Source organism: Klebsiella sp. I138 (genome assembly GCF_051131765.1).
In the GTDB taxonomy this organism is placed as follows: domain Bacteria; phylum Pseudomonadota; class Gammaproteobacteria; order Enterobacterales; family Enterobacteriaceae; genus Klebsiella.
In genome coordinates this window covers 1,510,218-1,533,993 of record NZ_CP180447.1, presented here as the reverse complement: position 1 = coordinate 1,533,993, position 23,776 = coordinate 1,510,218, and the positions used below count along the sequence as shown (strand labels likewise).

At 55.9% G+C, this 23,776-nt stretch carries 21 protein-coding genes and 2 pseudogenes; 16 read left to right on the top strand and 7 right to left on the bottom strand.

All coding sequences use genetic code 11. From position 1 onward, the window contains the following. Positions 1 to 30: 30 nt before the first annotated feature. Entirely contained in the window at positions 31 to 801 is a 771-nt protein-coding gene (locus ACMYSK_RS07125) for an alpha/beta fold hydrolase (RefSeq protein ID WP_434641358.1), read from the top strand. Between the two features lie 153 nt (positions 802 to 954). Here ACMYSK_RS07125 and ACMYSK_RS07120 read toward each other — a convergent pair whose 3' ends face one another. Beyond that, positions 955 to 2,388, bottom strand: a complete 1,434-nt coding sequence (locus ACMYSK_RS07120; protein ID WP_434641357.1) for an aldehyde dehydrogenase — start codon at positions 2,386 to 2,388, stop codon at positions 955 to 957. A gap of 264 nt (positions 2,389 to 2,652) precedes the next feature. On the opposite strand from ACMYSK_RS07120, the gene ACMYSK_RS07115 reads away from it, so the two are divergent. Continuing rightward, entirely contained in the window at positions 2,653 to 4,251 is a 1,599-nt protein-coding gene (locus ACMYSK_RS07115; RefSeq protein WP_434641355.1) for an ABC transporter substrate-binding protein, read from the top strand. A gap of 16 nt (positions 4,252 to 4,267) precedes the next feature. After that, positions 4,268 to 4,501, top strand: coding sequence for a YdcY family protein (locus ACMYSK_RS07110; protein WP_434641354.1), 234 nt, complete (start codon positions 4,268 to 4,270; stop codon positions 4,499 to 4,501). Between the two features lie 8 nt (positions 4,502 to 4,509). Here ACMYSK_RS07110 and ACMYSK_RS07105 read toward each other — a convergent pair whose 3' ends face one another. Beyond that, positions 4,510 to 4,959, bottom strand: coding sequence for a DMT family transporter (locus ACMYSK_RS07105; protein WP_434641352.1), 450 nt, complete (start codon positions 4,957 to 4,959; stop codon positions 4,510 to 4,512). After that, a complete protein-coding gene (locus ACMYSK_RS07100; RefSeq protein ID WP_434641350.1) occupies positions 4,956 to 5,474 on the bottom strand; it encodes a GNAT family N-acetyltransferase in 519 nt (172 codons plus the stop codon). The genes ACMYSK_RS07105 and ACMYSK_RS07100 overlap by 4 nt, the downstream gene beginning before the upstream one ends. A gap of 169 nt (positions 5,475 to 5,643) precedes the next feature. On the opposite strand from ACMYSK_RS07100, the gene ACMYSK_RS07095 reads away from it, so the two are divergent. The 6 genes and pseudogenes from ACMYSK_RS07095 (at position 5,644) to ACMYSK_RS07070 (ending at position 9,900) form a co-directional block, all read left to right on the top strand. Further along, on the top strand, positions 5,644 to 6,219 hold the full coding sequence (locus tag ACMYSK_RS07095) for a helix-turn-helix domain-containing protein (protein WP_434641348.1): 576 nt from the start codon (positions 5,644 to 5,646) through the stop codon (positions 6,217 to 6,219). A 65-nt stretch (positions 6,220 to 6,284) separates the two neighbouring features. Beyond that, a pseudogene (locus ACMYSK_RS07090) lies at positions 6,285 to 7,324 on the top strand (NADP-dependent oxidoreductase). Between the two features lie 287 nt (positions 7,325 to 7,611). After that, positions 7,612 to 8,376, top strand: coding sequence for a hypothetical protein (locus tag ACMYSK_RS07085; protein WP_434641347.1), 765 nt, complete (start codon positions 7,612 to 7,614; stop codon positions 8,374 to 8,376). Between the two features lie 67 nt (positions 8,377 to 8,443). Further along, positions 8,444 to 8,758, top strand: coding sequence for a DUF596 domain-containing protein (locus ACMYSK_RS07080; protein WP_434641346.1), 315 nt, complete (start codon positions 8,444 to 8,446; stop codon positions 8,756 to 8,758). Positions 8,759 to 8,844: 86 nt separating this feature from the next. Further along, complete coding sequence (locus tag ACMYSK_RS07075) at positions 8,845 to 9,444, top strand: hypothetical protein (RefSeq protein WP_434641344.1); 600 nt, start codon at positions 8,845 to 8,847, stop codon at positions 9,442 to 9,444. A 90-nt stretch (positions 9,445 to 9,534) separates the two neighbouring features. Then, a complete protein-coding gene (locus ACMYSK_RS07070; protein WP_434641343.1) occupies positions 9,535 to 9,900 on the top strand; it encodes a DUF596 domain-containing protein in 366 nt (121 codons plus the stop codon). Positions 9,901 to 10,479: 579 nt separating this feature from the next. Here ACMYSK_RS07070 and rihA read toward each other — a convergent pair. Further along, positions 10,480 to 11,415 (bottom strand): pyrimidine-specific ribonucleoside hydrolase RihA, encoded by a 936-nt coding sequence (gene rihA / locus ACMYSK_RS07065; RefSeq protein WP_434641341.1) that lies wholly within the window; start codon positions 11,413 to 11,415, stop codon positions 10,480 to 10,482. 268 nt (positions 11,416 to 11,683) lie between these two features. Continuing rightward, positions 11,684 to 13,795 carry a TonB-dependent receptor PqqU gene (gene pqqU / locus ACMYSK_RS07060; protein ID WP_434641339.1) on the bottom strand — a complete coding sequence of 704 codons (2,112 nt, stop codon included), beginning with the start codon at positions 13,793 to 13,795 and terminating at the stop codon, positions 11,684 to 11,686. Between the two features lie 259 nt (positions 13,796 to 14,054). Between pqqU and ACMYSK_RS07055 the strand changes: the two genes are divergently transcribed. Further along, the gene (locus tag ACMYSK_RS07055; RefSeq protein ID WP_434641338.1) at positions 14,055 to 15,116 is read left to right on the top strand and encodes a YncE family protein; all 1,062 of its coding nucleotides are present in this window, start codon (positions 14,055 to 14,057) and stop codon (positions 15,114 to 15,116) included. Between the two features lie 143 nt (positions 15,117 to 15,259). Next, a complete protein-coding gene (locus tag ACMYSK_RS07050; RefSeq protein WP_004861607.1) occupies positions 15,260 to 15,481 on the top strand; it encodes a YgdI/YgdR family lipoprotein in 222 nt (73 codons plus the stop codon). A 45-nt stretch (positions 15,482 to 15,526) separates the two neighbouring features. On the opposite strand, the gene ansP is transcribed toward ACMYSK_RS07050, so the two are convergent. Beyond that, positions 15,527 to 16,990, bottom strand: a complete 1,464-nt coding sequence (gene ansP / locus ACMYSK_RS07045) for an L-asparagine permease (RefSeq protein ID WP_434641336.1) — start codon at positions 16,988 to 16,990, stop codon at positions 15,527 to 15,529. Between the two features lie 189 nt (positions 16,991 to 17,179). Further along, positions 17,180 to 18,067 carry a LysR family transcriptional regulator gene (locus tag ACMYSK_RS07040; protein ID WP_434643962.1) on the bottom strand — a complete coding sequence of 296 codons (888 nt, stop codon included), beginning with the start codon at positions 18,065 to 18,067 and terminating at the stop codon, positions 17,180 to 17,182. Between the two features lie 114 nt (positions 18,068 to 18,181). Between ACMYSK_RS07040 and ACMYSK_RS07035 the strand changes: the two genes are divergently transcribed. The 5 genes and pseudogenes from ACMYSK_RS07035 (at position 18,182) to ACMYSK_RS07015 (ending at position 23,771) form a co-directional block, all read left to right on the top strand. Beyond that, on the top strand, positions 18,182 to 18,580 hold the full coding sequence (locus ACMYSK_RS07035; RefSeq protein WP_434641334.1) for a (R)-mandelonitrile lyase: 399 nt from the start codon (positions 18,182 to 18,184) through the stop codon (positions 18,578 to 18,580). A 104-nt stretch (positions 18,581 to 18,684) separates the two neighbouring features. Then, positions 18,685 to 19,230 (top strand): adenylate kinase, encoded by a 546-nt coding sequence (locus tag ACMYSK_RS07030; RefSeq protein WP_434641333.1) that lies wholly within the window; start codon positions 18,685 to 18,687, stop codon positions 19,228 to 19,230. A gap of 105 nt (positions 19,231 to 19,335) precedes the next feature. Beyond that, positions 19,336 to 20,337, top strand: coding sequence for an MsnO8 family LLM class oxidoreductase (locus ACMYSK_RS07025; RefSeq protein WP_434641331.1), 1,002 nt, complete (start codon positions 19,336 to 19,338; stop codon positions 20,335 to 20,337). Beyond that, on the top strand, positions 20,334 to 21,455 hold the full coding sequence (locus tag ACMYSK_RS07020; protein ID WP_434641330.1) for a M20 peptidase aminoacylase family protein: 1,122 nt from the start codon (positions 20,334 to 20,336) through the stop codon (positions 21,453 to 21,455). The genes ACMYSK_RS07025 and ACMYSK_RS07020 overlap by 4 nt, the downstream gene beginning before the upstream one ends. A 52-nt stretch (positions 21,456 to 21,507) precedes the next feature. Then, a pseudogene (locus tag ACMYSK_RS07015) lies at positions 21,508 to 23,771 on the top strand (NtaA/DmoA family FMN-dependent monooxygenase). Positions 23,772 to 23,776: the final 5 nt, after the last annotated feature.

The following is a 23,776-nucleotide window of genomic DNA, read 5'->3' as shown; positions in this document are numbered from 1 at the left end:
AAATACAGTTAATCCTGACGGAACAACCTTATGAATGGCTATTTCTCCTCATTAGCTGGCGCGACCGTACGCTGGCTCGATATTCCTGGACGCGGCGACCCGGTTGTCTTTATTCACGGACTGGGCTGCGCGTCCTCTTATGATTATCCGCGCGTCGTGACCGATCCGGCTTTTCTCGGGCGGCGAGCCCTGCTTGTCGACCTGCCTGGTTACGGCTATAGCGACAAGCCCGAAACATTTGGCTACGGCACCGGTGAGCAGGCGCGGGTGGTCGTGGAACTGCTCGACAACCTGCAACTGGCCCGCTGTTATCTGTTTGGCCACAGTATGGGCGGCAGCATTGCCATTGAGACGGCTGATCTTCTTGGCGACCGCGTGCTGGCTCTGCTGGTGGCAGAGCCTAATCTTTATGCCGGTGGCGGCATGTACAGCCGGGCGATCGCCGCACAAACGGAAGCCCAATTTGTTGCTCATGGCTTTTCCAGCATACTGGCGGAAGACACGACGCCCTGGGCCGGGTGCCTGCAAAACAGCGCTCCGTGGGCAGTATGGCGGGGGGCCAGCAGCCTGGTGGCCGGAGTGACGCCTTCCTGGTTCACCCGCTTTCAGCAATTATCCTGTCGCAAGGCGCTGATTTACGGTGCCTTGTCGCTCCCGGCGCAGGAGGCTGACGATGCGGTCGCTGCCGGTATTCCGCTGCGGGTCGTACCGGACGCGGGGCACTCGCTGGCCTGGGACAATCCGGTTGCGCTCGCCGGCTGCGTGGCGCAATTCTTCGACGTGGCTAACGCTAAAGACTAATACCTGCTCCACACGCGCGCTCAGCCGCATGACCGGTTGCTCCGTTCGGCGACAACAACGTCGCCGCCGTTGCGCGGTAATCCTGCCCCGCAACGGCAGCCAAATGACGTGGCTGTTAACCGGTGATGAGACTGGACAACCGGCTGCTCCAGATCAAAACGGCAGTTCACGCGGACGGGTCTGCATTGTTATCCAGCGCAGTTCGGTAAACTCGGCGACGCCCGCGCGCCCGCCGAAGCGGCCGTAGCCAGATGCTTTGCAGCCGCCAAACGGCATTTGCGCTTCATCGTGCACGGTTGGGCCGTTAATGTGGCATATGCCGGTTTGAAGCGCTTGCGCTACATTCCAGGCCCGGGCGCTGTCGCGGCTGTATATCGCCGAAGAGAGCCCGTATTCACTTTCGTTGGCAACGGCCAACGCCTCTTGTTCACTCTGCACGCGAATAATCGCTTTCACCGGGCCGAAGGACTCTTCCTGCCATATCCGCATATTGCGGGTAACGCCATCAAGCAATGTGGCGCTCATCTGCGTGGTATCAGCTTTGCCGCCGGTTAAGAGCCGGGCTCCTTTTGCCAGCGCGTCATCGATAAGCTCATTGCAGCGCGTGACGGTTTTCATATCGACAACGGGCCCAATCAGCCCGGCGGGCAAGGTGACCGTGCGGCGGCTGAGCAGGGCGATAAAGCGATCGGCTATCGACTCGTCGACAATAATGCGTTCGGTCGACATACAGATCTGCCCGGCGTTCGCGAACGCGCCAAAAACCGCTCCGGCCGCCGCTTGTTCGAGATCGGCATCGTCAAGTACCAGCAGCGGCGCTTTCCCGCCGAGTTCAAGGACTGCCGGTTTCAGGTGCTGGCCACAGGTGCGGGCGATGATGCGTCCTACCGGCGTGGAACCGGTAAAGTTGACGCGGCGCACCGCCGGATGGGCGATAAGCGACTCGACCAGCGCCGGCGCATCTGCCGGGGCGCAGGTCAGATAGTTGACCACACCGTCCGGCAATCCGGCGGCCGCCAGTGCATCAACGATCAGCGCCTGGCTGGCGGGTGAAATCTCTGCGCCCTTGAGGATCACCGTATTACCGCAGGCCAGCGGCGTTGCAATCGCACGAGTCGCCAGGATCAGCGGCGCATTCCATGGTGCCATCCCCAGCACGACGCCAGCGCCCTGGCGGACGGCCATGGCCAGATTACCCGGTACGTTCGACGCAATGATCTGACCCTCAATCTGGGTAGTGAGGGCGGCAGCCTCACGCAAAACGTCGGCGGCCAGATGTACGTTAAAACCCGCCCAGTGAGCCGTAGCACCTGTTTCTGCCGACATCGTAGCGATAAACTTTGCTTCACGAAGGCACATTTGTTCCGCCGCTTCCAGCAGCAGGCGGCGGCGTTCGGTGGGGGCGGTATCGCGCCATTGTGGGAAGGCCGCGGCGGCGGCTTCGACACAGCGGCGGGCATCGGCAAGGGTTGCCGCAGCGGCGATGGAAGCGGGCTGCTCGCTGACCGGGTTCGTGCGGGTAAACGTTGCCTGGCCTTCAGCATCATGCCATTGGCCATGGGTAAATAAGTTGCAGGTTATTGTCATCGGAAAACCTCATTGTTCTGCGTTCGGCGGTTTTCCGAGTGTATCGGGCGACGGGGCCGCGTGGAGTAAGCAGGGCGGTTATCGCACGTTTTTTTTCTGGTTTTATAGGGAGTTCACAACTTCAGCCTCTCGGGCCGGAAGATGGAGAATAAATCGACGAAAACGGCGCTTTCAGCATAACCTGATACCGATTGATTATTTGCCGGTTGAATCCCGCTGTGCTGTTATTAGAGCACATATAACAAATTGATAAGGTTTATAACCATGTCTACAGGGAAAACGTTAATTGCGCTGGCGATAAGTGCACTGCTGCCGGCTGGCGCCGCATGGGCAGCCGGTAACGATACGCTGGTATATTGCTCCGAAGCTTCGCCGGAATCATTTAACCCGCAGATTGCCAGCTCTGGCCCCTCGTTTGTGGCCAGCTCACAGGTGCTCTATAACCGCCTGATCACTTTTGATCCGGTTAAAAACACACCGATCCCTTCGCTCGCCACCGCGTGGACCGTTTCACCAGATGGTAAGACCTGGACCTTTACCCTACGTAAAGGGGTGCAGTTCAACAGCAATAAATACTTTAAACCGACCCGCGATTTTAACGCCGATGACGTGATTTTCTCGGTGCTGCGCCAGCAGGATGCGAAACATCCGTACCACAACGTTTCGCAAGGCAACTATGAATATTTTCACGATGTCGGGCTGGATAAGCTGATTAAAGAAGTGAAAAAGGTCGATGATTATCACGTCCAGTTTGTGCTGACGCAGCCGAATGCGGCTTTTCTCGCCGACTGGGGAATGGATTTCGCCTCGATACTGTCAGCGGAATACGCCGATGCCATGCTGAAGAAAGGCACGCCGGAGTATGTCGATACCTGGCCTGTCGGCACCGGCCCGTATGTGCTCCAGCAGTATAAAGTCGACTCGCTTATCCGTTATATTGCCAACCCGCATTACTGGGAAGGCGAAGTTCCGACAAAACACCTGATTTTCTCAATTACCCCGAACGTTGAGACCCGCCTCGCGAAGCTGCAAACCAATGAATGCCAGATTATCCCGGCGCCATCTCCCGTGCAGTTTGCCGTTATCAAGAACAATAAAGATCTGGCGCTGCATTCTGTCGAAGCGCTCAACGTCGGCTATCTGGCGTTTAATACCGAGAAAAAACCGTTTGATAACGTGCTGGTGCGTCAGGCGCTGAACTACGCCACCGACAAGCAGGCGATCGTCAAAGCGGTGTTTATGGATTCTGGCGTTGTCGCCAAATCCCCGCTGCCGGCGAACATGCTCGGTTATAAGAACGATCTGCCGGACTACGATTACGATCCGCAAAAAGCCAAAGCGCTGCTGAAGCAGGCAGGGCTGGAAAAAGGCGCGGAGGTGACTTTATGGTCGATGCCGGTGCAGCGTCCCTATAACCCTAATTCGCGGCGTATTGCCGAAATGATTCAGAACGACTGGAGCAAAGTGGGCATCAAGGCCAAAATCGTCACCTATGAGTGGGGTGAATATCTCTCAGGCATGCGCAAAGGAGAACACGACAGCGCGCTGTTTGGCTGGATGTCGGATAACGGTGACCCGGACAACTTTGCCGGCACCTTGCTGAGCTGTGATAATATCCAGACCGGTTCTAACGTTGCCCGCTGGTGCGATAAGTCTTACGACGCGCTGGTGAAAAAAGCTATCCTGGTGAGCGATCCGCAGCAACGCGCTGCACTGTATGCCCAGGCTCAGGAGATTTTTTATCAGCAGGCGCCATGGATTACCCTGGCGACGGGGAAAACCTTCTATGCCACGCGTAGCAACGTCAGCGGCTATAGCGTAAGCCTGATGGGCAGCGATTTTTCAAAGGTTAAACTGAATTAAGCCGAAGGAGAACAAAATGGCACATCTGGATGACGTTATCGCCCGCGTAGATGCCGCGATTGCCGAGGGTGTTATTACTCATATGAATGAACTGCTGGTGGCGCTAAGTGACGATGCTGAGCTGGATCGCGACGAGCGCTTTACCCAGCAGCAGCGTTTACGGACCACGATTGCACATCATGGGCGTCAGCATCATGAAGAACAGGAAGCACGCCGCGACCAGTTGAACAAAGGTGGCGCGATTCTCTGAGTCCTGGGTTAAAACTGGCGTCTGGCTACCAGCCAGGCGCCTGCAACCAGCATCACCGCCCCGCATGTCGGCCCCAGCAACGCCCGCCACGGCACACCGTGAGCGCGAATAATATCCATCACGAGTCCCCCAACCAGTTGGCTGGCAATCAGCACCGCAATCGTTGTTGCCGCGCCGACGTTCTGATAGCCACTGATGCTGGCAAAGACAAAAAACGACCCCAGCAGTCCCGGAATCAATGTCCACCATTTTATGCTGAGCGCCAGCTCCTGAAAGCCCGCCGCGCCATGGCGTAGCAGCAGGATCGTCACAAAAATCACAATCCCAACCAGCGAGTTGAGCAGCATGGCAATTAATATCGTGGAGGCAGACTGCGTAATGCGCACCATCAGCGTATTTTGCACCACCAGCCCGACGCCAGCGGCGATCAGGCAGGCAAGCGTCAGGGATGAGTTCATGCGCTGGCATCCGGATCGAGGCGATCGTCTAACTGGAGCTGCATAAAGGTCAGATCCAGCCAGCGGCCAAATTTGGTACCGACCTGCGGCATCTGCCCGGTGGTCACAAAACCAAGCGTCTCGTGCAGATGCAGAGAGGCCTGATTTTGCGCTTCGATACCGGCGACCATGACATGCTTGTTCAGGCGGCGAGCTTCTTTAATCAGCGCCACCAGCAGTCTGCGGCCTAATCCTTTACCTTGATGATCGGGGTGGACGTAAACCGAATGCTCAACGGTATGGCGGAAGCCTTCAAAGGCGCGCCAGTCACCGAACGAGGAGTAGCCGGTTACGACGTCGTTCTCTTCACTCACCAATACCGGGAAGCCTGCCAGCTGACGGGCTTCAAACCAGGCAATGCGATTATCGGTATCGACGGTTTTGTCATTCCAGATAGCGGCGGTATGCAGCACCGCGTGGTTGTAGATTTCAGCAATCGCCGCGCAGTCTTCTTTGCAGGCATAACGAATGGGCATAGCAAACCTCAGTATCTGTACACTATAGTAGTACGATATTATTACAATAATGTACGCAACGCTGTCATCTGTTTTAGCAATAAATTTATTATTCCCCGTCCTGTCTGGGCTGGGTGGGCCTTCGGTACCACCTTGTCTGAGGCTGACTCATACACTATAGTACTACGCTATGAATACTATTGAAGACAATATGAATCAGCGCATTAGCGCCCGTATCCGCATCGAGCGCGAGTCTCGCGGCTGGTCGCTCAGCGAACTGGCCGAGCGGGCCGGCGCTTCGCGCGCGATGATCCACAAGATCGAGCGCGGTGAGAGCAGCCCGACGGCGTCGATGCTGGGGCGGCTTTCCGGCGCCTTTGGCATCAGTATGTCGACGCTGATCGCCAGAGCAGAGATGCAGGAAGGTAAACTGCTGCGTTTTGCGCAGCAGCCGGTATGGCGCGACCCGCAAAGTCACTATTTACGTCGTCACGTTTCGCCACGCAGCGATCTGCCCATCGATCTGGTGCAGGTGGAGCTGCCGGCGGGCAGCGACGTCCCGATGCCCGCAGCCTCCTATGCGCTGGCGCGTCAACTGATCTGGTTGCAGCAGGGCGAGCTGGTTTTTGTCGAGGGGGCGACCCGGCATGAGATGAGGGCCGGTGATTGTCTTGAACTGGGGCCGCCAAACGACTGCCGTTTTATCAATGAGTCCAGCGCATCGTGCACCTACCTGGTCGTGCGATTAAATCAATCTGCCTCATAATGCCAATGTGCGCGGCGGCAATTGCGACTAGCCTCATTACAGGCTTTTAATAAGAGGAGTTTGCTATGGCTTTTCATTCGCAACGCCACCGCCGCTGGGTGCTGGCTTCTCGCCCGCACGGCGAGCCGACCGGGGATAATTTTCGTCTGGAAGAGGGGGCAGCCCCGACGCCCGGCCCCGGGCAGGTGCTCTTGCGCACGGTATATCTCTCTTTAGATCCCTATATGCGTGGGCGCATGAGCGACGCCCCGTCCTACTCGCCGCCGGTTGCGATTGACGCCGTGATGGTCGGGGAACGGTAAGTCGCGTCGAAGCCTCTGATCATGCTGATTTTAAACCCGGAGAGTGGGTGCTGAGCTACGGCGGCTGGCAGGATTATGAACTCTCAGATGGCAGCGGCCTGGTGAAGCTGGGTGCGCATCCGGAACACCCTTCCTGGGCGCTCGGCATACTCGGCATGCCCGGTTTTACGGCCTATATGGGGCTGCTGGATATCGGCCAGCCAAAGGCGGGTGAGACGCTGGTGGTGGCCGCCGCCACCGGGCCGGTTGGCGGCACGGTTGGGCAGATCGCAAAACTGAAAGGCTGCCGCACGGTGGGTATTGCCGGAGGCAGCGAGAAATGCCGTTATGCGGTCGAGACCCTGGGCTTTGACGTCTGCCTGGATCATCGCGCCGAAGACTTTGCCAGTCAGCTGGCTGAGGCCTGCCCGCAGGGTATTGATGTCTATTATGAAAACGTGGGCGGTAAGGTGTTTGATGCCGTGCTGCCGCTGCTGAATACTTCCGCGCGGGTCCCGGTATGCGGCCTGGTCAGTGGTTATAATGCGACGGAACTGCCGGATGGCCCGGACCGTCTGCCATTATTGATGGCGACGCTGCTGAAAAAACGTATCCGTATGCAGGGCTTTATCATCGGCCTGGACTACTGGCATCGCATTGCCGAGTTTCAGGAAGAGATGGGGCGCTGGGTGCAGGAAGGTAAAATCAAATACCGCGAGCAGATCATTGACGGTCTTGAACAGGCGCCAGATGCGCTGATTGGTCTGCTGAAGGGGGAAAACTTCGGCAAAGTGGTGGTACGCGTTTCGCCAGACGATAAGTAGCCGCGCTTAGCACTTCACGAAACGACTGTACCCTGGAGCCCGGATAGAGCGCGCTGCGCTGTCATCCGGGTTTTCTTTTTCCATTTCCACGATGTTACCGTTCGGCACTTCTATCTGGGTTTTCCCCTCACGATCCCCTCTTATCTACCATTCTTCAGCGACTTACCTATGAGGGCTGCCTCTTCGCTGAGCCCGTACCATGTGGATACGAACATTCGGCGGCGGCGAAGCGCGTTCAGGCCCGGCGAGAAGCAGCGATCATCGTAGCGGCTGCCAGCGGCGGTGGTATGGCACTGACCGCGGGCGGAATGACACTGGTTGGAGCGGCGCCTGAGCTGGTTCTTGCAGCACGGCTGGTTATTGCCGGTTGTAAAACTAATCCTGCGCTTTGCCTGAATCAGGCGGGTATCTATGCGGCTGATATTATAGCGCCTGAAGCGCTAATCGGTACCGGGGCTATTACCACGGCCAGCACGCTGATTGTGGGGAAAACCGGAGACAGCGTGAAGAAGCTTTCACAGCAACTGGTGAAGGCCTCTGATGATCTGTACAAAACGAAAACGCTGAATACCCAACCCGTTGCCAGCTTTATTAAAAGTGAGACGGCTGCCGGTGCGGTTCTGTCAAGCAAAACGGCAAATTATGTCCGGGATATTCAGAAGGCCAACACCGACCAACTGGTAAAAGTGTTTGACCCAAAACAGAGTAGCGATAAACTCAATGTCTTCGGCAAAGAGTTTGCTCAGGTGTTGGGGGATGGTGGAAGTAATAAATCAGGGACGACCAAAATCTTTGCGACAGATAAACTGTCTAATAGAGAGATCATTGATTATGCGCAATCACTGGCCGGTGTTACTCATTTTGTAGAGAAAAGAACAGCTGCAGGGAACATCTATATTGCAAAAAAAGATGGTGTCACTATTAATCTTAGAAATTTTTCCAGAAGTCAGGATGATACCAAATCTCGCTGGACGATTGATATTATTGGTCAATCCATGGTCGCAAAAGCAACCGAAAAAAATATAAATAAAATTGAAATTAAATTTAGGTAGGTGATTTATGAATAATCTAACCATCACAAACACACTATACCAGGAAAGACTGGAGGTATTGGAGGGAATGGCTATCGATGCTCTTTGGGGGGTCAGTTGCCCGAATGAAGATATTGGTAATGTACAATTTCCTTTTGAAGAAAAAAGAACTTATTTTTTTGAGTTGCTTGAAAGATTCATGACCGAAGGAAAAGTAAGGATTGGTAAACATGGTAAATTTCTCGATGGTTCTATTGAGGAACAGATCAGCCGCTACAGAATGGCTTTTCCGAAAACAGAAGATGAGTGGAAAAAAAGAAACGAAGAGATCTGGTTTTATGAAGAAGATTGCCCTGGCGGTATAGTCTGGATCCATGAAAATGGCTATGAAGACTGGACCTGAAGCATCGACAAGGATAACGGCCCTGCGAAGCCGTTATCCTTAATTTATATCCGTCTTACTCCAAATTGCATGAGTGTTGGCAATACTTGCCCGTTCCTGCGCTTTGCCTGAACCAGGCGGGTATCTATGCGGCAGATATTATAGCGCCTGAAGCGCTAATCGGTACCGGGGCTATTACCACGGCCAGCACGCTGATTGTGAGGAAAACCGGAGACAGCGTGAAGAAGCTTTCACAGCAACTGGTGAAGGCCTCTGATGGTCTGTACAAAACGAAAACGCTGAATACCCAACCCGTTGTCAGCTTTATTAAAAGTGAGACGGCTGCCGGTGCGGTTCTGTCAAGCAAAACGGAAAATTATGTCCGGGATATTCAGAAAACTAACACTAACCAGTTGGTTAAACTTTTCGATAAAACACAGACAGATGGTAATATTAATATTTTTGGTAAGTCAATAGTACAAGTGTTGGGTGATGAGGGAAGTAACACGAAAGGAACAATAAAAATTGTTGCATCTGAATCGCTTAGCGACAAAGGCATCTATGTATACGCACAATCGCTTGCTGGAGGTATACCTCTCAACGAGGTGAGGAATTCGAAAGATGTTGTTTACTACGCTAAGTTTGAAGGGAAGGTAATAAATTTGAGAAACTATTCTACTAGTGCGCAAGAGTCAAAAGCTCGGTAGTTGATTTATATTGTCGGTAATAAAGATATAAATAAAGTTGCGAATCTCTCCGATAACAAATTTGAAATCAAATTTAGATAGGTGATCTATATGATTACGATAGAGCAATATGAAAAGAGGAAAGAAGCTCTTGAGGGAGCATCAATGGTTACGATTTGGGAAAATATCCACCCGGATAGCTTATCAGGTAAGATAACGCTATCATTTTTTGAAGAGAAAGAGTTATTCCTCTGGTTTATCGTGTGTTTGATGAATGAAGGGAAAGTAAAACTTGGAAACGGTGGCGAGTTTTGGACGGGAACAATACAAGAACAGATCGTTAAACTTAGACAAAGATTTCCACATTCTCCTGAAGAGATGGAGTGTGGTGCTTTTAATGGGTATTGGTTTTTATCTGATGCTTGTCCTGCTGGACTTGTCTGGATCCACGAAAACGGCTATCAGGATTGGACTTAGGTAATGATATGTTGACATCCTCCTCGTCCTCCAGGACGGTGAGGATGTCATGATGACCGGCTCTGTTGAGAGATTGTTTCGCTGATAGACTTTACTTTCATTTTCACCACTAACGTTACTTATGAATATATTTAAATGTCGGCATTTTCAACGAGACATTATGCTCTGAGTGGTACGCTAGTATTGTAAATATGGTATCTCTCGCCGGACGGTTGATATTATTGGTCAATCCATGGTCGCAAAAGCAACCGAGAAAAATATGAATAAGCTAACCATCACAAACACACTTTACCAGGAAAGACTGGAGGAATTGGAGGGGATGGCTGTCGGTGCTCTTCGGAGCCGTTATCCTTGAATATATCCCGCATAAACGCAGTTTGTCGGTCACGACACTGAAATTAACGGCGCTGCCTGCCTATGATAGATCCAACCCGGACAGACCAAAGGCAGGGTTATTGACGAACGAACGGACAAGGCCTGACCCTGACAAGCTCGTCGCCTAATGCTCTGCAAACTGTCGACGCTCGTCTTTATCCAGAAGGCTGTATCGCAACCCCTAACGTCGCGCAGAACCCTTATTCAGCCATAAAACGCCAGTCGCCCGGCTAACAAATCCACAAACCCTTGCCTGTCGACGTCCAGCAGGACCGTTGTATTCGGCGAATTGCCGGTCAGAGAGTAATAATCGACTACCGTCATCCCTTGGGTATATTTCCCCTGCGTTTCCACACCCACCCAGCGCTCAACGCTGGTGAAGAGTTCTGGTTTCAACAGCCAGGCAATGGTGCAGGGATCGTGCAGCGGTGCGCCAACAAAACCCCATTTTTCATCCCGGTGGTATGCCATAAAGAAGTCGAGCAGTTCGGCGACAATGGTCGCAACCGGGTTACCCACCTGGCGAAAACGCGCGATATCCTGGTCATGAATCTGTGCTTTATGGGTCACGTCCAGCCCGGCCATAACTATCGGGATACCGGACTGGAAGACGATTTCCGCGGCTTCGGGGTCGACGTAGATATTAAACTCGGCGGCGGGCTGCCAGTTGCCCAGCACCATCGCGCCGCCCATCAGGACAATACGAGCAATCTTGCCATGCAGTTCCGGGTGGCTGTTAAGCAGCAGGGCAACATTAGTCTGCGGGCCGGTCGCGACAAGGGTTATCGGCTGCGGGCTTGCGCGAAGCGTGCTCGCCATCAGCTCGACGGCGGTGCAGGCCAGTGGCGCAAAATCAGGCTCCGGAAGCACCGGACCATCAAGCCCGCTTTCGCCATGAACATTGTCGGCGATGATCAGATCCCGCATCAGCGGTTTGTGCGCGCCGCCGGCGACCGGAATATCCTGCCGCCCGAGTAACGTCAACATTCGCAGCACGTTGCGCAGGGTTTTATCCGGTGTCTGATTGCCCGCAGAGGCGGTGATCGCTTTGACGTCAAGTTCGGGTGAGGCGAGGGCGAGAACAATCGCGATGGCGTCATCATGACCCGGATCGCAATCGAGAATGATCGGCAGTGCCATAGCAGCTCCTTTTGGGTGTTAATTGTGACAAGGGTAACGCCCGGAAGCACAACAGACGAGAAAGGATAAAGCAAAGCGTGAAGCACGCAGCATTTTAATGGCGGTGAGGACGATTCCCCGCTGGCGCTGCGCTGACCGGGCTACGGCCCTGTGCAGTTGGGAATATTGTAGCCCGGACAGGTGTGTCGCGCCGCCTCCGGGAATATCCCCCGGCGGCGCTGTGTTCACCGGGGGAGAGGGGGGTGATTCCGCTGACGGTGGCTGGCGATTACTCGAATCGCCAGGCGAGGTTCAGGCCGACGCCATAGTTACGCCCCGGCGCAGGCTCGTAGTAGCGGCCGTTGGACTCGTTGACGATAACCGAGCCGACGTAGCTGCGGTCGAAAAGGTTGTCGACGCGACCAAACAGATCCATATCCATCTTGCCGTAGCTCCACTTATAGCCGGTGGTGAGACCGACCACCGTCCACGACGGCGCTTTGGCGGTGTTCTCATCATTGGCCATAATATCGCTCATATAGCGAATATCGCTGCCGGCGTACCAGCCGCGATCCGGTTGATAGCCAAATGACGCATAGCCCATATTACGGGCGATCCCTGGGATCCGGTTGCCGTTGCAGTTGCTGTCGTCACAGACGTTGGTCCGGTAGGTCGCGTCCAGCCAGGTCCACGCGGCTTTCAGGCGCCAGTTCTCTGCAAACTGCTGATCCAGGCCCAGCTCCATCCCCTGACGGCGAGTTTTACCGGCGTTTTTATAGCTGGTACGCCCGCCGCTGCTGGCATCTACCACAATTTCGTTATCGGTATTGGTCTGGAAGAGCGCGGCGGTAAACAGGCCATTGCCGATCCGCGTCTTACTGCCGATCTCGACCGTTTCGTTGGTCGAAGGTTGCAGGCCGAAGTTCAGGCCGCTTTGGTTATCGGCACGGTAAGAGAGTTCGTTAATGGTTGGTGTTTCAAAGCCTCGGCCGGCGGACAGATAGACGTTCCACGCCTCGGTGACCGCATACTTCAACGATCCTGCCGGCAGCCATTTGTGGTAGCTGGCGTCGCCGCTGTCATCGCCGTTGCCCGGGGTAATGTAATAATCGTTGGAATCGAACCACACCGAGCTGTAGCGCACTCCGGCATCAAGCGAGAGTTTGTCCGTCAGCTGCCATTGGGTTTGCAGATACGGGTCGATGTTCCACATCAGATTGCGTTCATTCCGGCGCAGGTTACCCTCTTCGCCGTACTGCGGCGCGCCGTTAACCATCACGAAGTTTTCAAATCCTTTGCGACGCTCGCTCATATTTTCATAGTCGAGGCCGGTGGTGAAGGTGACCGGCACCAGCAGTTCACCGCGGTGGGTCCAGCGCGTATCAATCCCCTGATAATGGCGCGTCAGGTCGATAACGCCGCCCGCATGAGCGGGGTTGAGCTGCGGCGCGCGGGGAATCGACTGATATTGCGTGGTTTCACGCTCGCCCGCGTACATCATCACGCTCAGGTCGTCCTGCTCGCTGAGCTGTCGCTCGTAGCGCAATCCCGCCTGGGTTTGTTTCGTTGACTTACGGGTATTGTACTGGTCGCCACGGGGCGACTGGCGCGGATTGTTCTGCCATTCATCGTAGCTCAGGCCGCCGGCATCATTGGCTTTGATATCCACGCTGTTGAACAGCAAGGTCAGTTTACTGACGTCATTGATGCGTACGCCCAGCCTGGCGTTGGCCAGATTTTTGCGCGCGCCGCTGTGATCGCGGTAACCGTGGGTGGTAAAACGGTTGGTCGATACGGTGTAATCGACGTCACCAGCGTGGGTCCCGTCACCGACGGATCCGATCGCCTTCAGGCCATAGTGCCAGGTCCCGAAACTGCCGTAATAGCTGCTGGCTTCAATGGTTGGCGGCTGGCTGCCGGTTTGAGTGGTCACGTTGATCACCCCCCCGGAGGAGTTGCCGTACAGCGCAGAGAACGGTCCGCGCAGGACATCCAGACTGTCGACGCTGCCGATATCAATATTCGAGGTTTGTCCCTGGCCGTCGGGCATGGTGGCCGGAATGCCGTCGACGTAAATACGCAGCCCGCGCACGCCGTAGGTAGAGCGGGAACCAAAGCCGCGAATCGATAGCTGCAGATCCTGAGCGTAGTTCTGGCGGTTCTGCACCTGCAGCCCCGGTACGGAACCCAGTGATTCAGAAAGATTTACCCGCGGCGCCGCCTGGCGCATCTCATCCCCGTTAACGACGCTGACGGCCGCGGGGGTATCGAGTTCGGAGACCGCAGTTGGGGCGGCGGTCACGACCATAGTCTGTTCATCGGTGGTGCTGGTCTGAGCCACTGCAATCAGCGGAAAGAGGAGGGCAGGGAGCGCAGCCGTGCGCACGGAAAGGATTTTCATAGAGCTACTCGTAAAACGAACCAAACGGAACATATGTCCACATGTTAACCCTTTTGTAATTTTTTGAAAATTATTAACGTTATTTTCGTTAAATAATGGCACCGAATGGTTATTTTAGCCGTCAGTTTCGACAAATAGCGCTCCACTTTAGGGTAAATAATGATTACTATTCGCATTTGAAAATAACGCAAAGCCATGACTTTGCGTCAGGGAAGCAATGTCGAGCAGGCACATAGTTGTTTTATCAAAGGGAGTCGTCATGTCATTACGTCATCTGTCCACGCCGCGTCTGCGCCGTTCACTGTTATTAACCTCTTTACTGCTGGCGGGGAGCTTTAGCGCTCATGCGGCAGAAGAAATGTTGCGCAAGGCGGTCGGTAAGGGCGCATACGAAATGGCTTACAGCCAGCAGGAAAATGCGCTGTGGGTCGCTACTTCTCAAAGCCGTTCGCTGGATAAAGGCGGGATTGTTTATCGTCTCGATCCGACCACGCTGGAGGTCACTCAGGTTATTCATAACGATCTGAAACCGTTCGGCGCGACGATCAATAACGCGACGCAAACGCTGTGGTTTGGCAACACCACTGACAGCACCGTCACCGCTATTGACGCGAAAACCGGCACGGTGAAAGGCCGTCTGGTGCTCGACGATCGTAAACGCAGCGAAACCGTGCGCCCGCTGGCGCCGCGTGAACTGGCCGTTAATGAAAAAACCAACACCGTCTATATCACCGGTCTGGGCAAAGAGAGCGTGATCTGGGTCGTGGATGGTGAAAAGCTGACGCTGAAAGACACCATCACCAATACCGGCGCTATGGCAACCGGGCTGGCGGTAGATGCTGATGCGAAACGGATTTACACCACCAATGCCGACGGCGAGCTGTTGATCATCGACAGCGAGAGCAACAAAATTCTGAGCCGCAAAAAACTTCAGGACGACGGCAAAGAGCATTTCTATCTTAACCTGAGCCTGGATACCGCCGGCCATCGCGCCTTCATCACCGATGGCAAACAGCCGGAAGTGCTGGTGGTCGACCTCCGTGACGGGAAAGTACTGAATAAAGTTGCCGCGCCGGAATCCCTGGCGGTGCTGTTCAACCCGACGCGCAACGAAGCCTACGTCACGCATCGGAAAGCCGGTGAAGTCAGCGTTATTGATGGCAAAACCTACAAAGTCGTCAAAACCTTCAAAACGCCAACCCACCCGAACAGTCTGGTGCTCTCTGCCGACGGTAAAACGCTGTATGTCAGCGTGAAGCAGGAATCAACCCGTCAGAAAGAAGCGACCCAGCCGGATGACATTATCCGCATTGCGCTGTAAGTCTTGTTTGAGGAGGGGGAAACCCCTCCCGCCCGCCGGAATCACCCTCTGTTACAAACACTTATTGGCCCGATTAATATAATGGTTTTACAATTAACGCTTTCCGCCTGCTGCCGGGCGGTATTAATCAATCTGGAGGATGTATGAATAAGCCATTTATGGTTCTGTGCGCTGGCGCGATGCTGGCACTGCTTGCGGGTTGTACTTCAAACTATGTGATGACCACCAAAAGCGGGCAGACCATTGTGACTCAGGGTAAACCGCGTCTGGATAAAGACACCGGCATGACCAGCTATGTGGATGAATCCGGCAACCATCGTCAGATTAACAGCAGCGACGTGTCACAGCTGGTGGAAGACAACTAAACAAGAAGTGGCGGTTTGCCCGATGACGGACAAACCGCGATAAGGTTATTTCTGTGCAGTCTGTGCGCCCGGCGCCGTGCTATGAATCGCATGAACGCGCTTACGCACCCCGAACCAACCGGCGACCAGCAACACCGCGATCAGCGGAATTGAGCCGATGGTGTAGGTGCCGTTCGGGTAATCGAAGGCCATCAGCACCAGTACGCTCAGGAGGAACAGCAGGGTCAGCCAGGCGGTGAACGGCGCGCCCGGCATTTTGAAGCTCACATCCGCCGCTTTCCCTTCCTTGATGGCTTTACGCAGACGCATCTGGCACACCACGATAAAGCCCCACGAGGCAATAATCCCCAGCGATGCCACGTTCAGGACAATTTCGAAGACCTGAGACGGCACCAGATAGTTCAGAAACACGCCAACCACGTACACCGCCAGCGTGGCCAGAATCCCGGCATAGGGCACGTGATGACGGCTCATCTTCGACATAAACTTCGGCGCGGAACCGCCCATCGACATCGAACGCAGAATGCGCCCGGTGCAGTACAGGCCAGAGTTGAGGCTGGAGAGCGCCGCGGTGAGTACCACGATATTCATCACGCTACCGATGTACGGCACGCCCAGCTTCGAGAAGAAGGTCACAAACGGGCTCTGCCCGGCCTGATACGCATTCCACGGCAGCAGCAGGACCAGCAGCAGTACCGAGCCCACGTAGAACAGGCCGATACGCCAGATCACGCTGTTGATGGCGCGCGGCACCATTGTCTGCGGATCTTTGCATTCTCCGGCGGCGGTACCGACCAGCTCGATAGAGGCAAAGGCGAACACCACCCCCTGCACCAGCACCAGCGCAGGCATCAGCCCGTGCGGGAACAGGCCGCCGTTATCGGTAATCAGATGGAAGCCGGTGGCATTCCCGTCCAGCGGTTTGCCGCTACCGAGGAAAATCGTCCCCACCACCAGGAAGGCAACGATCGCCAGCACTTTGATCAGGGCAAACCAGAACTCCATTTCGGCAAACCACTTCACACCGATCATGTTCATAGTGCCGACGATTGCCAGCGCGCCGAGGGCGAAGACCCACTGCGGAACATCCCCGAAAGCGCCCCAGTAGTGCATATACAGGGCTACCGCGGTGATATCGACAATCCCGGTCATCGCCCAGTTGATAAAGTACATCCAGCCGGCGACATAGGCCGCTTTTTCACCCATAAACTCGCGGGCGTAGGAGACGAAACTGCCGCTGGAAGGACGGTGCAGGACCAGTTCGCCCAGCGCACGTAAGATAAAGAATGAGAACAGGCCGCAGACCAGATAAACCAGCGCTAGCGCGGGCCCTGCCATCTGTAATCGCGCGCCCGCGCCGAGAAACAGGCCGGTACCGATGGCGCCGCCGATGGCAATCATCTGCACCTGACGGTTGCCCATCGCTTTGTGATAACCCGACTCCTGAGAGTTGAGCCAGTGACGTTTGGCGGCATGGTGTTCTGCCGTCGTGTTTTGCTTTGTATTCATTGGTGTACCCATTTTCCTGTCAATGTCCATGAGTGGTTCCTCGCACCGCTGAGTCGCAGTACGTTATGCTGGCTTTCCCATCATTCTGACGTAGGAGATAAGCAGAGCATGGCGCAGCATCCTACACGCATCGAGATAGTCACGCACGTAAAACATTTCTGCACAGCACTTGCTTATATATCAATGAGTTCAACGACGAAGGGCGTCCACCAGCAGGCTAAAGGCTGTCGTATGCTGGCGGCGGCTGGGGTAGTAAAGATGATAGCCGGAGAAAGAGGGGGTCCAGGCATCGAGGACCCGGACGAGTCTCCCTTCCGCCAGCGCCTGCTCAACGCTATCCTCCGGGACATAGGCCAGGCCCAGCCCGGATTCAGCGGCGTCAATTCGCTGCGGAAGGCTGTTTAAGGTTATTTGCCCCTCGACGCGCACCCGGACTTCACGGTGGTCCTGCTCAAACTCCCAGGCATAGATACCCCCGAGGGTCGGCAGGCGCATATTAATACAGCGATGGTGCTCGAGATCGTAGGGCGTTTGCGGGGTGCCGTAGCGCTGTAAATAATCCACAGAGCCAATTACCGCCATACGCATATCGGGTGCGATACGCACGGCAATCATATCTCTGGCAACCTGTTCACCGAGGCGAACTCCGGCATCAAAGCGGCCGTCGACAATATCAGTCAGGCCGTTGTCCACGGTAATCTCGATATTGATATCCGGGTATTGCAGCATGAAGTTTTTCAAGGCAGGCCACAGCACGGCGCTGGTGGCATGTTCACCGGCGGTCAGGCGAATGTTGCCCGCCGGGCGATCGCGGGTGTCGCGCAGGGCGTTAAGCTCCTGTTCTATCTCTTTCAGATGCGGACTCAGGCGCTGAAACAGTCTTTCTCCCGCTTCGGTAGGCGCCACGCTGCGGGTGGTGCGGGTCAGCAGTCGGACGTCGAGTCGGGCCTCAAGGTTACGCATCGCGTGACTGAGAGCGGACTGAGAGACACCAAGCTGGGCGGCCGCGCGGGTAAAACTGCGCTCGCGGGCCACCACCATAAACGACAGCAGGTCGTTAACGTTATCTTTTAACATCATTTTTCCTGATTAATGAATTTCGCTCATGGTTCCTTTCTGATTTTGCAGTCTAATCCTCGGTGCCAGATTGCGCTACCTTGATCAGACACGTCATGTTGAGAGGAGAGAAAAATGAACATTATTCGTAGCGGCTCACAGCCTTCACGAAAAGGTCCGGACAACTGGTTTACCGGCGATGTTCGTATTGATGCGCCGTTCCAGGCGAGCGAGCCGGCAAAAGTGGGCGGGGCGACGGTGACTTTCGAACCCGGCGCGCGTACTGCCTGGCATACCCATCCGCTTGGCCAGACGCTTATCATCACCCAGGGGCGCGGCTGGCTCCAGGAGTGGGGCCAGGCGCCTCAGGCGCTGAATCAGGGCGATATTGCCTGGATCCCGCCGGGCGTCAAACACTGGCACGGCGCCTGCGGCGACACCGCCATGGTGCATATTGCTATCGCGGAATCGGAAAATGGCAGCCCGGTCACCTGGCTTGAAAAAGTGACCGACGAGCAGTATCCGGCAAGTTAACCCTCCGGTCCGTATTGCCCGGCGGCGCTGGTCGGGTGAGCCGCTAGCGCCGTCTGGCCGTTTCAGGCTATGATTCTCAGCCCCACCACGGCTGAGAGACAACGATGAATATCAACGTAGTTGGCACCAGCGGCGTCGGCAAATCAACCCTGGCGCGCCGGCTCGCGCATACCCTTGCCGTTCCCTGCATTGAGATGGACAGACTATACTGGCGTGCGGACTGGCAGGGCACGCCAGATGAGGCATTCTTCGCAAAAGTGGCCGTCGCTACCGAGGTCCCCGGCTGGGTTCTGGACGGCAACTACAACCGCAGTCGTCCGGTCAAATGGCGCAACGTCGATCTGGTCGTGTGGGTGGACTATGGCTTCTGCCGAACCTTGCGACAGGCCGTCTGCCGGGCCATCTCCCGGGCAAGTCGCCATCAGGAGCTATGGCCGGGAACCGGCAACTGCGAAAGCTTCCGTCGCGCCTTCTTCAGCCGCGATTCCATTATCTGGTGGACCATCAAGACCTGGAGGAATAATCGCCAGCGTTATCAGTCTGATATGGCCGACCCGGCCTGGCAACACATCCGCTTCGTGCGCCTGCGTACCCAGCAGCAGACGGAGGATTTTATCCGCCGCTTGCAGGCGCAGGCGACGCCGCGTTAACTGCGTATATCTATTTTCCGGCAGAGCACATGTGAATAAATTGTTTCTCAGTGGCCGCCGCAGATTCTAATAATGCAGGCATGTCAGAAAATGTGAGCCTGCAAAATGTCTTATCGAATCAGTATTCTGGATAAAAGCCCGCTGGCGGCGGGAGAGACGGCCGCTCAGGCGCTGGGGCGTACATTAACGTTGGCGCAACAGGCGGAAGCCTGGGGTTATCATCGTTTCTGGATTGCCGAACATCACAATACCGACCAGCTAGCCAGCCCGTCGCCGGAAGTGGTGATCGCCTGGATCCTCGGTCAGACCCGACAGATTCGCGTCGGATCCGGCGGCGTCATGCTGCAACATTACAGCCCGTACAAAGTCGCGGAAAACTTCAATCTGCTGGCCTCCATTGCGCCAGGCCGGGTCGATCTTGGCGTTGGTAAAGCGCCTGGCGGACTGCCGCTGTCAACGCGGGCGTTGCAACAGGGGGTTGATCCAGCAGAGAAAGGGTCGTTTGCCGATAGCCTCGCCCAGCTTGATAACTGGCTCTCACTCACCGATGCCGCAGGCGAAGAGAGCCTGCGTGCGACGCCGATCCCGCCGCGCCGCGCCGAGGGGTTTCTGCTTGGCGCCAGCCTGGAGAGCGTCCAGCTCGCCGCGCAGCTGGACTGGAATTTCGTTTTTGCCGCTCACTTAAACGGTGACAAAGTGCTGCTCCGCGAGGTGTTAACCCGCTGGCGGGCGCTAAGTCGCCGGGACGCCATCGTTGCGGTACAGGCGATCGTCGCCGCAGACAGCGCTACGGCGGCTGAACTGGCAAAACAGGTTGAGGTCTGGGGCGTCGAACTGGAAAACGGCCTGCGGGTGACGGTCGGTAGCGAAGCGCAGGCGGCGGCTTTTGCTCGCCAGGCCGGCAGTCCTCCGGTTCGTATCGCCCGGCGTGAGTCCTCGCTGCTGGCCGGAACCGCGGAGGAGGTGAAAGCGCAACTCGACGATCTGCATAGCGCCTGGAATATTGCCGAATTTATTATCGACACGCCGGTCAGTGAAGGGCAGGCTCGCCTCGACTCCCTGCGCCTGCTGGCTCAGGCCCATCTTGGCGCGGAGGTGCTGCCATGAGCTTCGAACAACAGCTGATTAACTGGCGGCGTGAACTGCATCAGTATCCGGAGCTCTCTTTACAGGAGGTGGCGACGACGGCGCGGATCCGTGACTGGTTGCAAAGTGGCGGCCTCCAGGTGCTACCCTATGCGCTAAAAACCGGGCTGGTAGTGGAAGTCGGCAGCGGCGATAAGATTATCGCCCTGCGGGCGGACATTGACGCGCTACCGATAGAGGAGAGCACCGGGCTGCCCTGGCGCTCGCAAAACGAAGGGGTGATGCACGCCTGTGGGCATGATATTCACACCAGCGTCATGCTGGGGGCCGCGCTGTTGCTGAAAGAACGCGAAGCGCTGCTCCCTGGCCGGGTTAGAATTCTGTTTCAGCCGGCGGAGGAGAATTTCGGCGGTGCGAAAACCCTGATTCGCGCCGGGGCGCTGGAAGGGGTTTCGGCAATTTTCGGGATGCATAATGAACCCGGCCTGCCGGTGGGCGAATTTGCTACCCGCGGCGGAGCCTTCTATGCCAACGTCGATCGCTTTGTCTTCAAGGTTACCGGGAAAGGGGCGCACGCCGCCCGTCCCCATGAAGGGAAAGACGCCATTTTGCTGGCCAGCCAGCTGGTTACCGTTCTGCAAAGCGTCGCCAGCCGCGAGGTGAATACGCTGGATTCGGTGGTGCTGAGCGTGACGCGTATTCAGGGTGGCAACACCTGGAACGTGCTGCCGGAAAGCGTGGAGCTGGAAGGGACGCTGCGTACCCACAGCAGCGATGTCCAGCAGCGGGTGAAGGCGCGGGTCAGCGAGATTGCTGCCGGGTTTGCCAGCGCCTTTGGCGCGCAGATAGATGTGTTCTGGTATGCCGGGCCGACGGCGTTAGTCAATGACGAGCGCTGGGCGGCGTTCGCCAGCGATGTCGCCGCAGAATCCGGATATCGCACGCATCATGCGGACCTGCATATGGGAGGCGAGGATTTTGCCGTTTACCTACAGCATATTCCCGGCGCCTTTGTCAGCATCGGCAGCGCCAGCGAATTTGGTCTCCATCACCCGGCCTACAATCCGGATGACAGTTTAATGGCGCCGGCGGCGCGTTATTTTGCGGCACTGGCTGAACAGGCATTGCGCCAGATCTAACGTCTGAGACATCGGGCTTTTATTTTCATTTTCGGCAAGGAAAGGGGTAGCTATGTCTGAAAAGCGACAATTACGTTTGGGCACGATATTACACGGCGCATCGGGAAATATGTCTGCCTGGCGTCATCCGGCCGCTCAGGCGGATGCCAGTATTAATTTTGAGTTTGTCAAACAGACGGCTTTAAAAGCCGAGGAGGGCAAGCTGGATTTTATATTTGTTGCCGATGGTTTATATATTAATGAGAAATCTATCCCGCATTTCTTAAACCGTTTTGAACCGCTGACCGTGCTCTCGACGCTGGCGGCGGTCACCCGCAATCTGGGACTGGTGGGGACCTTATCAACCTCCTACAGCGAACCTTTTACTACCGCGAGACAGTTTGCCAGCCTTGACCATCTGAGCCAGGGACGTGCGGGCTGGAACGTGGTGACCTCGCCGCTGGAGGGATCGGCAAAGAACTTCTCCCGCGACCGTCACCCCGACCACGCGCTGCGCTACCGAATTGCCGACGAATATTTGCGGGTAGTTAAAGGATTATGGGATTCATGGGAAGAAGACGCTTTTGTGCGTAATAAAACCACCGGGCAGTTCTTTGATAAAAATAAGCTGCATACCCTTGACCATCGCGGTGATTTTTTCCAGGTTGCCGGTCCGCTGAATATTTCCCGCACACCGCAGGGGCGACCCATTATTTTCCAGGCCGGCGCTTCCGATGACGGAAAAAAACTGGCGGCCAGCCATGCTGATGCCATTTTTACCCATCAGGCTTCGCTTGCCCAGGCGCAAGAGTTTTATCGCGATGTGAAAAGCCAGCTGGCGGCCTATGGACGGCAAGATAATCAGCTGCATATTTTCCAGGGCGTCAGCGTGATTGTCGGTGATGATGCCGACGATGTAGAGCAGCAATATCAGACCACCGCCGCGCTGGTGTCGATTGAGGATGCCTTGAGCTATCTCGGGCGTTATTTCGAACACCACGATTTTGCGCAGTACCCGCTGGACGAACCGTTCCCGGATGTCGGCGAGCTAGGTAAAAACAGTTTCCGCAGCACTACCGATGAGATCAAACGCAACGCCCGCAAACGCCATCTGACCCTGCGCCAGGTCGCGCTGGAGGCCGCCAGCCCACGGCCACTTTTTGCCGGTACGCCGCAGGAGGTCGCCGATGGTTTACAGCTGTGGTTTGAACAGCGTGGGGCCGACGGTTTTATCATCCAGGGCGGCACGCCGGATACCTTCCCGCGCTTTGTCGATCGCGTGGTGCCGATTTTGCAGGCGAGAGGACTGTTCCGCCGGGACTATCCCGGTACCACCTTGCGTGAAAGTCTGGGGCTGGAACAGCCCGTGAACGCCTTCCTGCAATAAAAAAGAGAACCGACGCTATGCAGAAAAAGTCACTTTTACTGGCTCTCGCGCTGGCCTTCAGCGCGCCATTATGGGCGCAGGACGTCAATATCAACGGCACCGGGGTGAGCCTGGAGGCCAATAAAGCGCCGGTGCATACGGCAAAGAATCCGCAGGCCATTGCCCAGTTGCCGGCGAATTATCACCTGGCGGTGCCGGGGAAATTTACCGTGGCGGTGGCGGCGCTGAACTCGCCACCCCTGACCGTTTTCTCGGACGATAACAAGACCCTGCTTGGCAGCGAGGTGGATATCGCCCGCCTGGTCGCCGACAGCCTGGGCCTGGAGCTAAACGTGGTACCGACGTCCTGGGAGGACTGGCCGCTGGGCGTGGCCTCCGGCAAATATGATGCCGCGATCAGCAATATTACCGTCACCAAAGAGCGCAAAGAGAAGTTCGATTTTGCCACCTACCGTAAGGACTCGCTGGGCTTCTACGTCAAGAGTACCAGCCCGCTGAGTAAAATTGAGACGGCGGAAGACATAGCCGGGCTGCGGATTATCGTCGGCTCCGGTACCAATCAGGAGGCCATCCTGCTGGCGTGGAATGCGGAAAACCTGAAAAAAGGGCTGAAGCCTTTTACACCGGTCTACACCAAAGATGATGCCGCCCAGACGCTGGCGATTCAGTCCGGCCGCGCTGACGCCTTCTTTGGCCCTAACGTGATCGGTGCCTGGAAAGCGGCGCTGACCGGGAAAACCAAACTGGTGGGCAGCGTCGACGGCGGCTGGCCGAAAGCGGCGCATATTGCGGTCACGCTGAAAAAGGGCAGTGGCCTGGTCGCGCCCGTGCACACGGCGCTGAACGGCACTATTCAGAACGGTGACTACGCCAAAGTGCTTGCCCGCTGGGGCGAAAGCGTGGAAAGCATCCCGCAATCCGAAATTAACCCGGCCGGACTGGGCGACTAACAGGA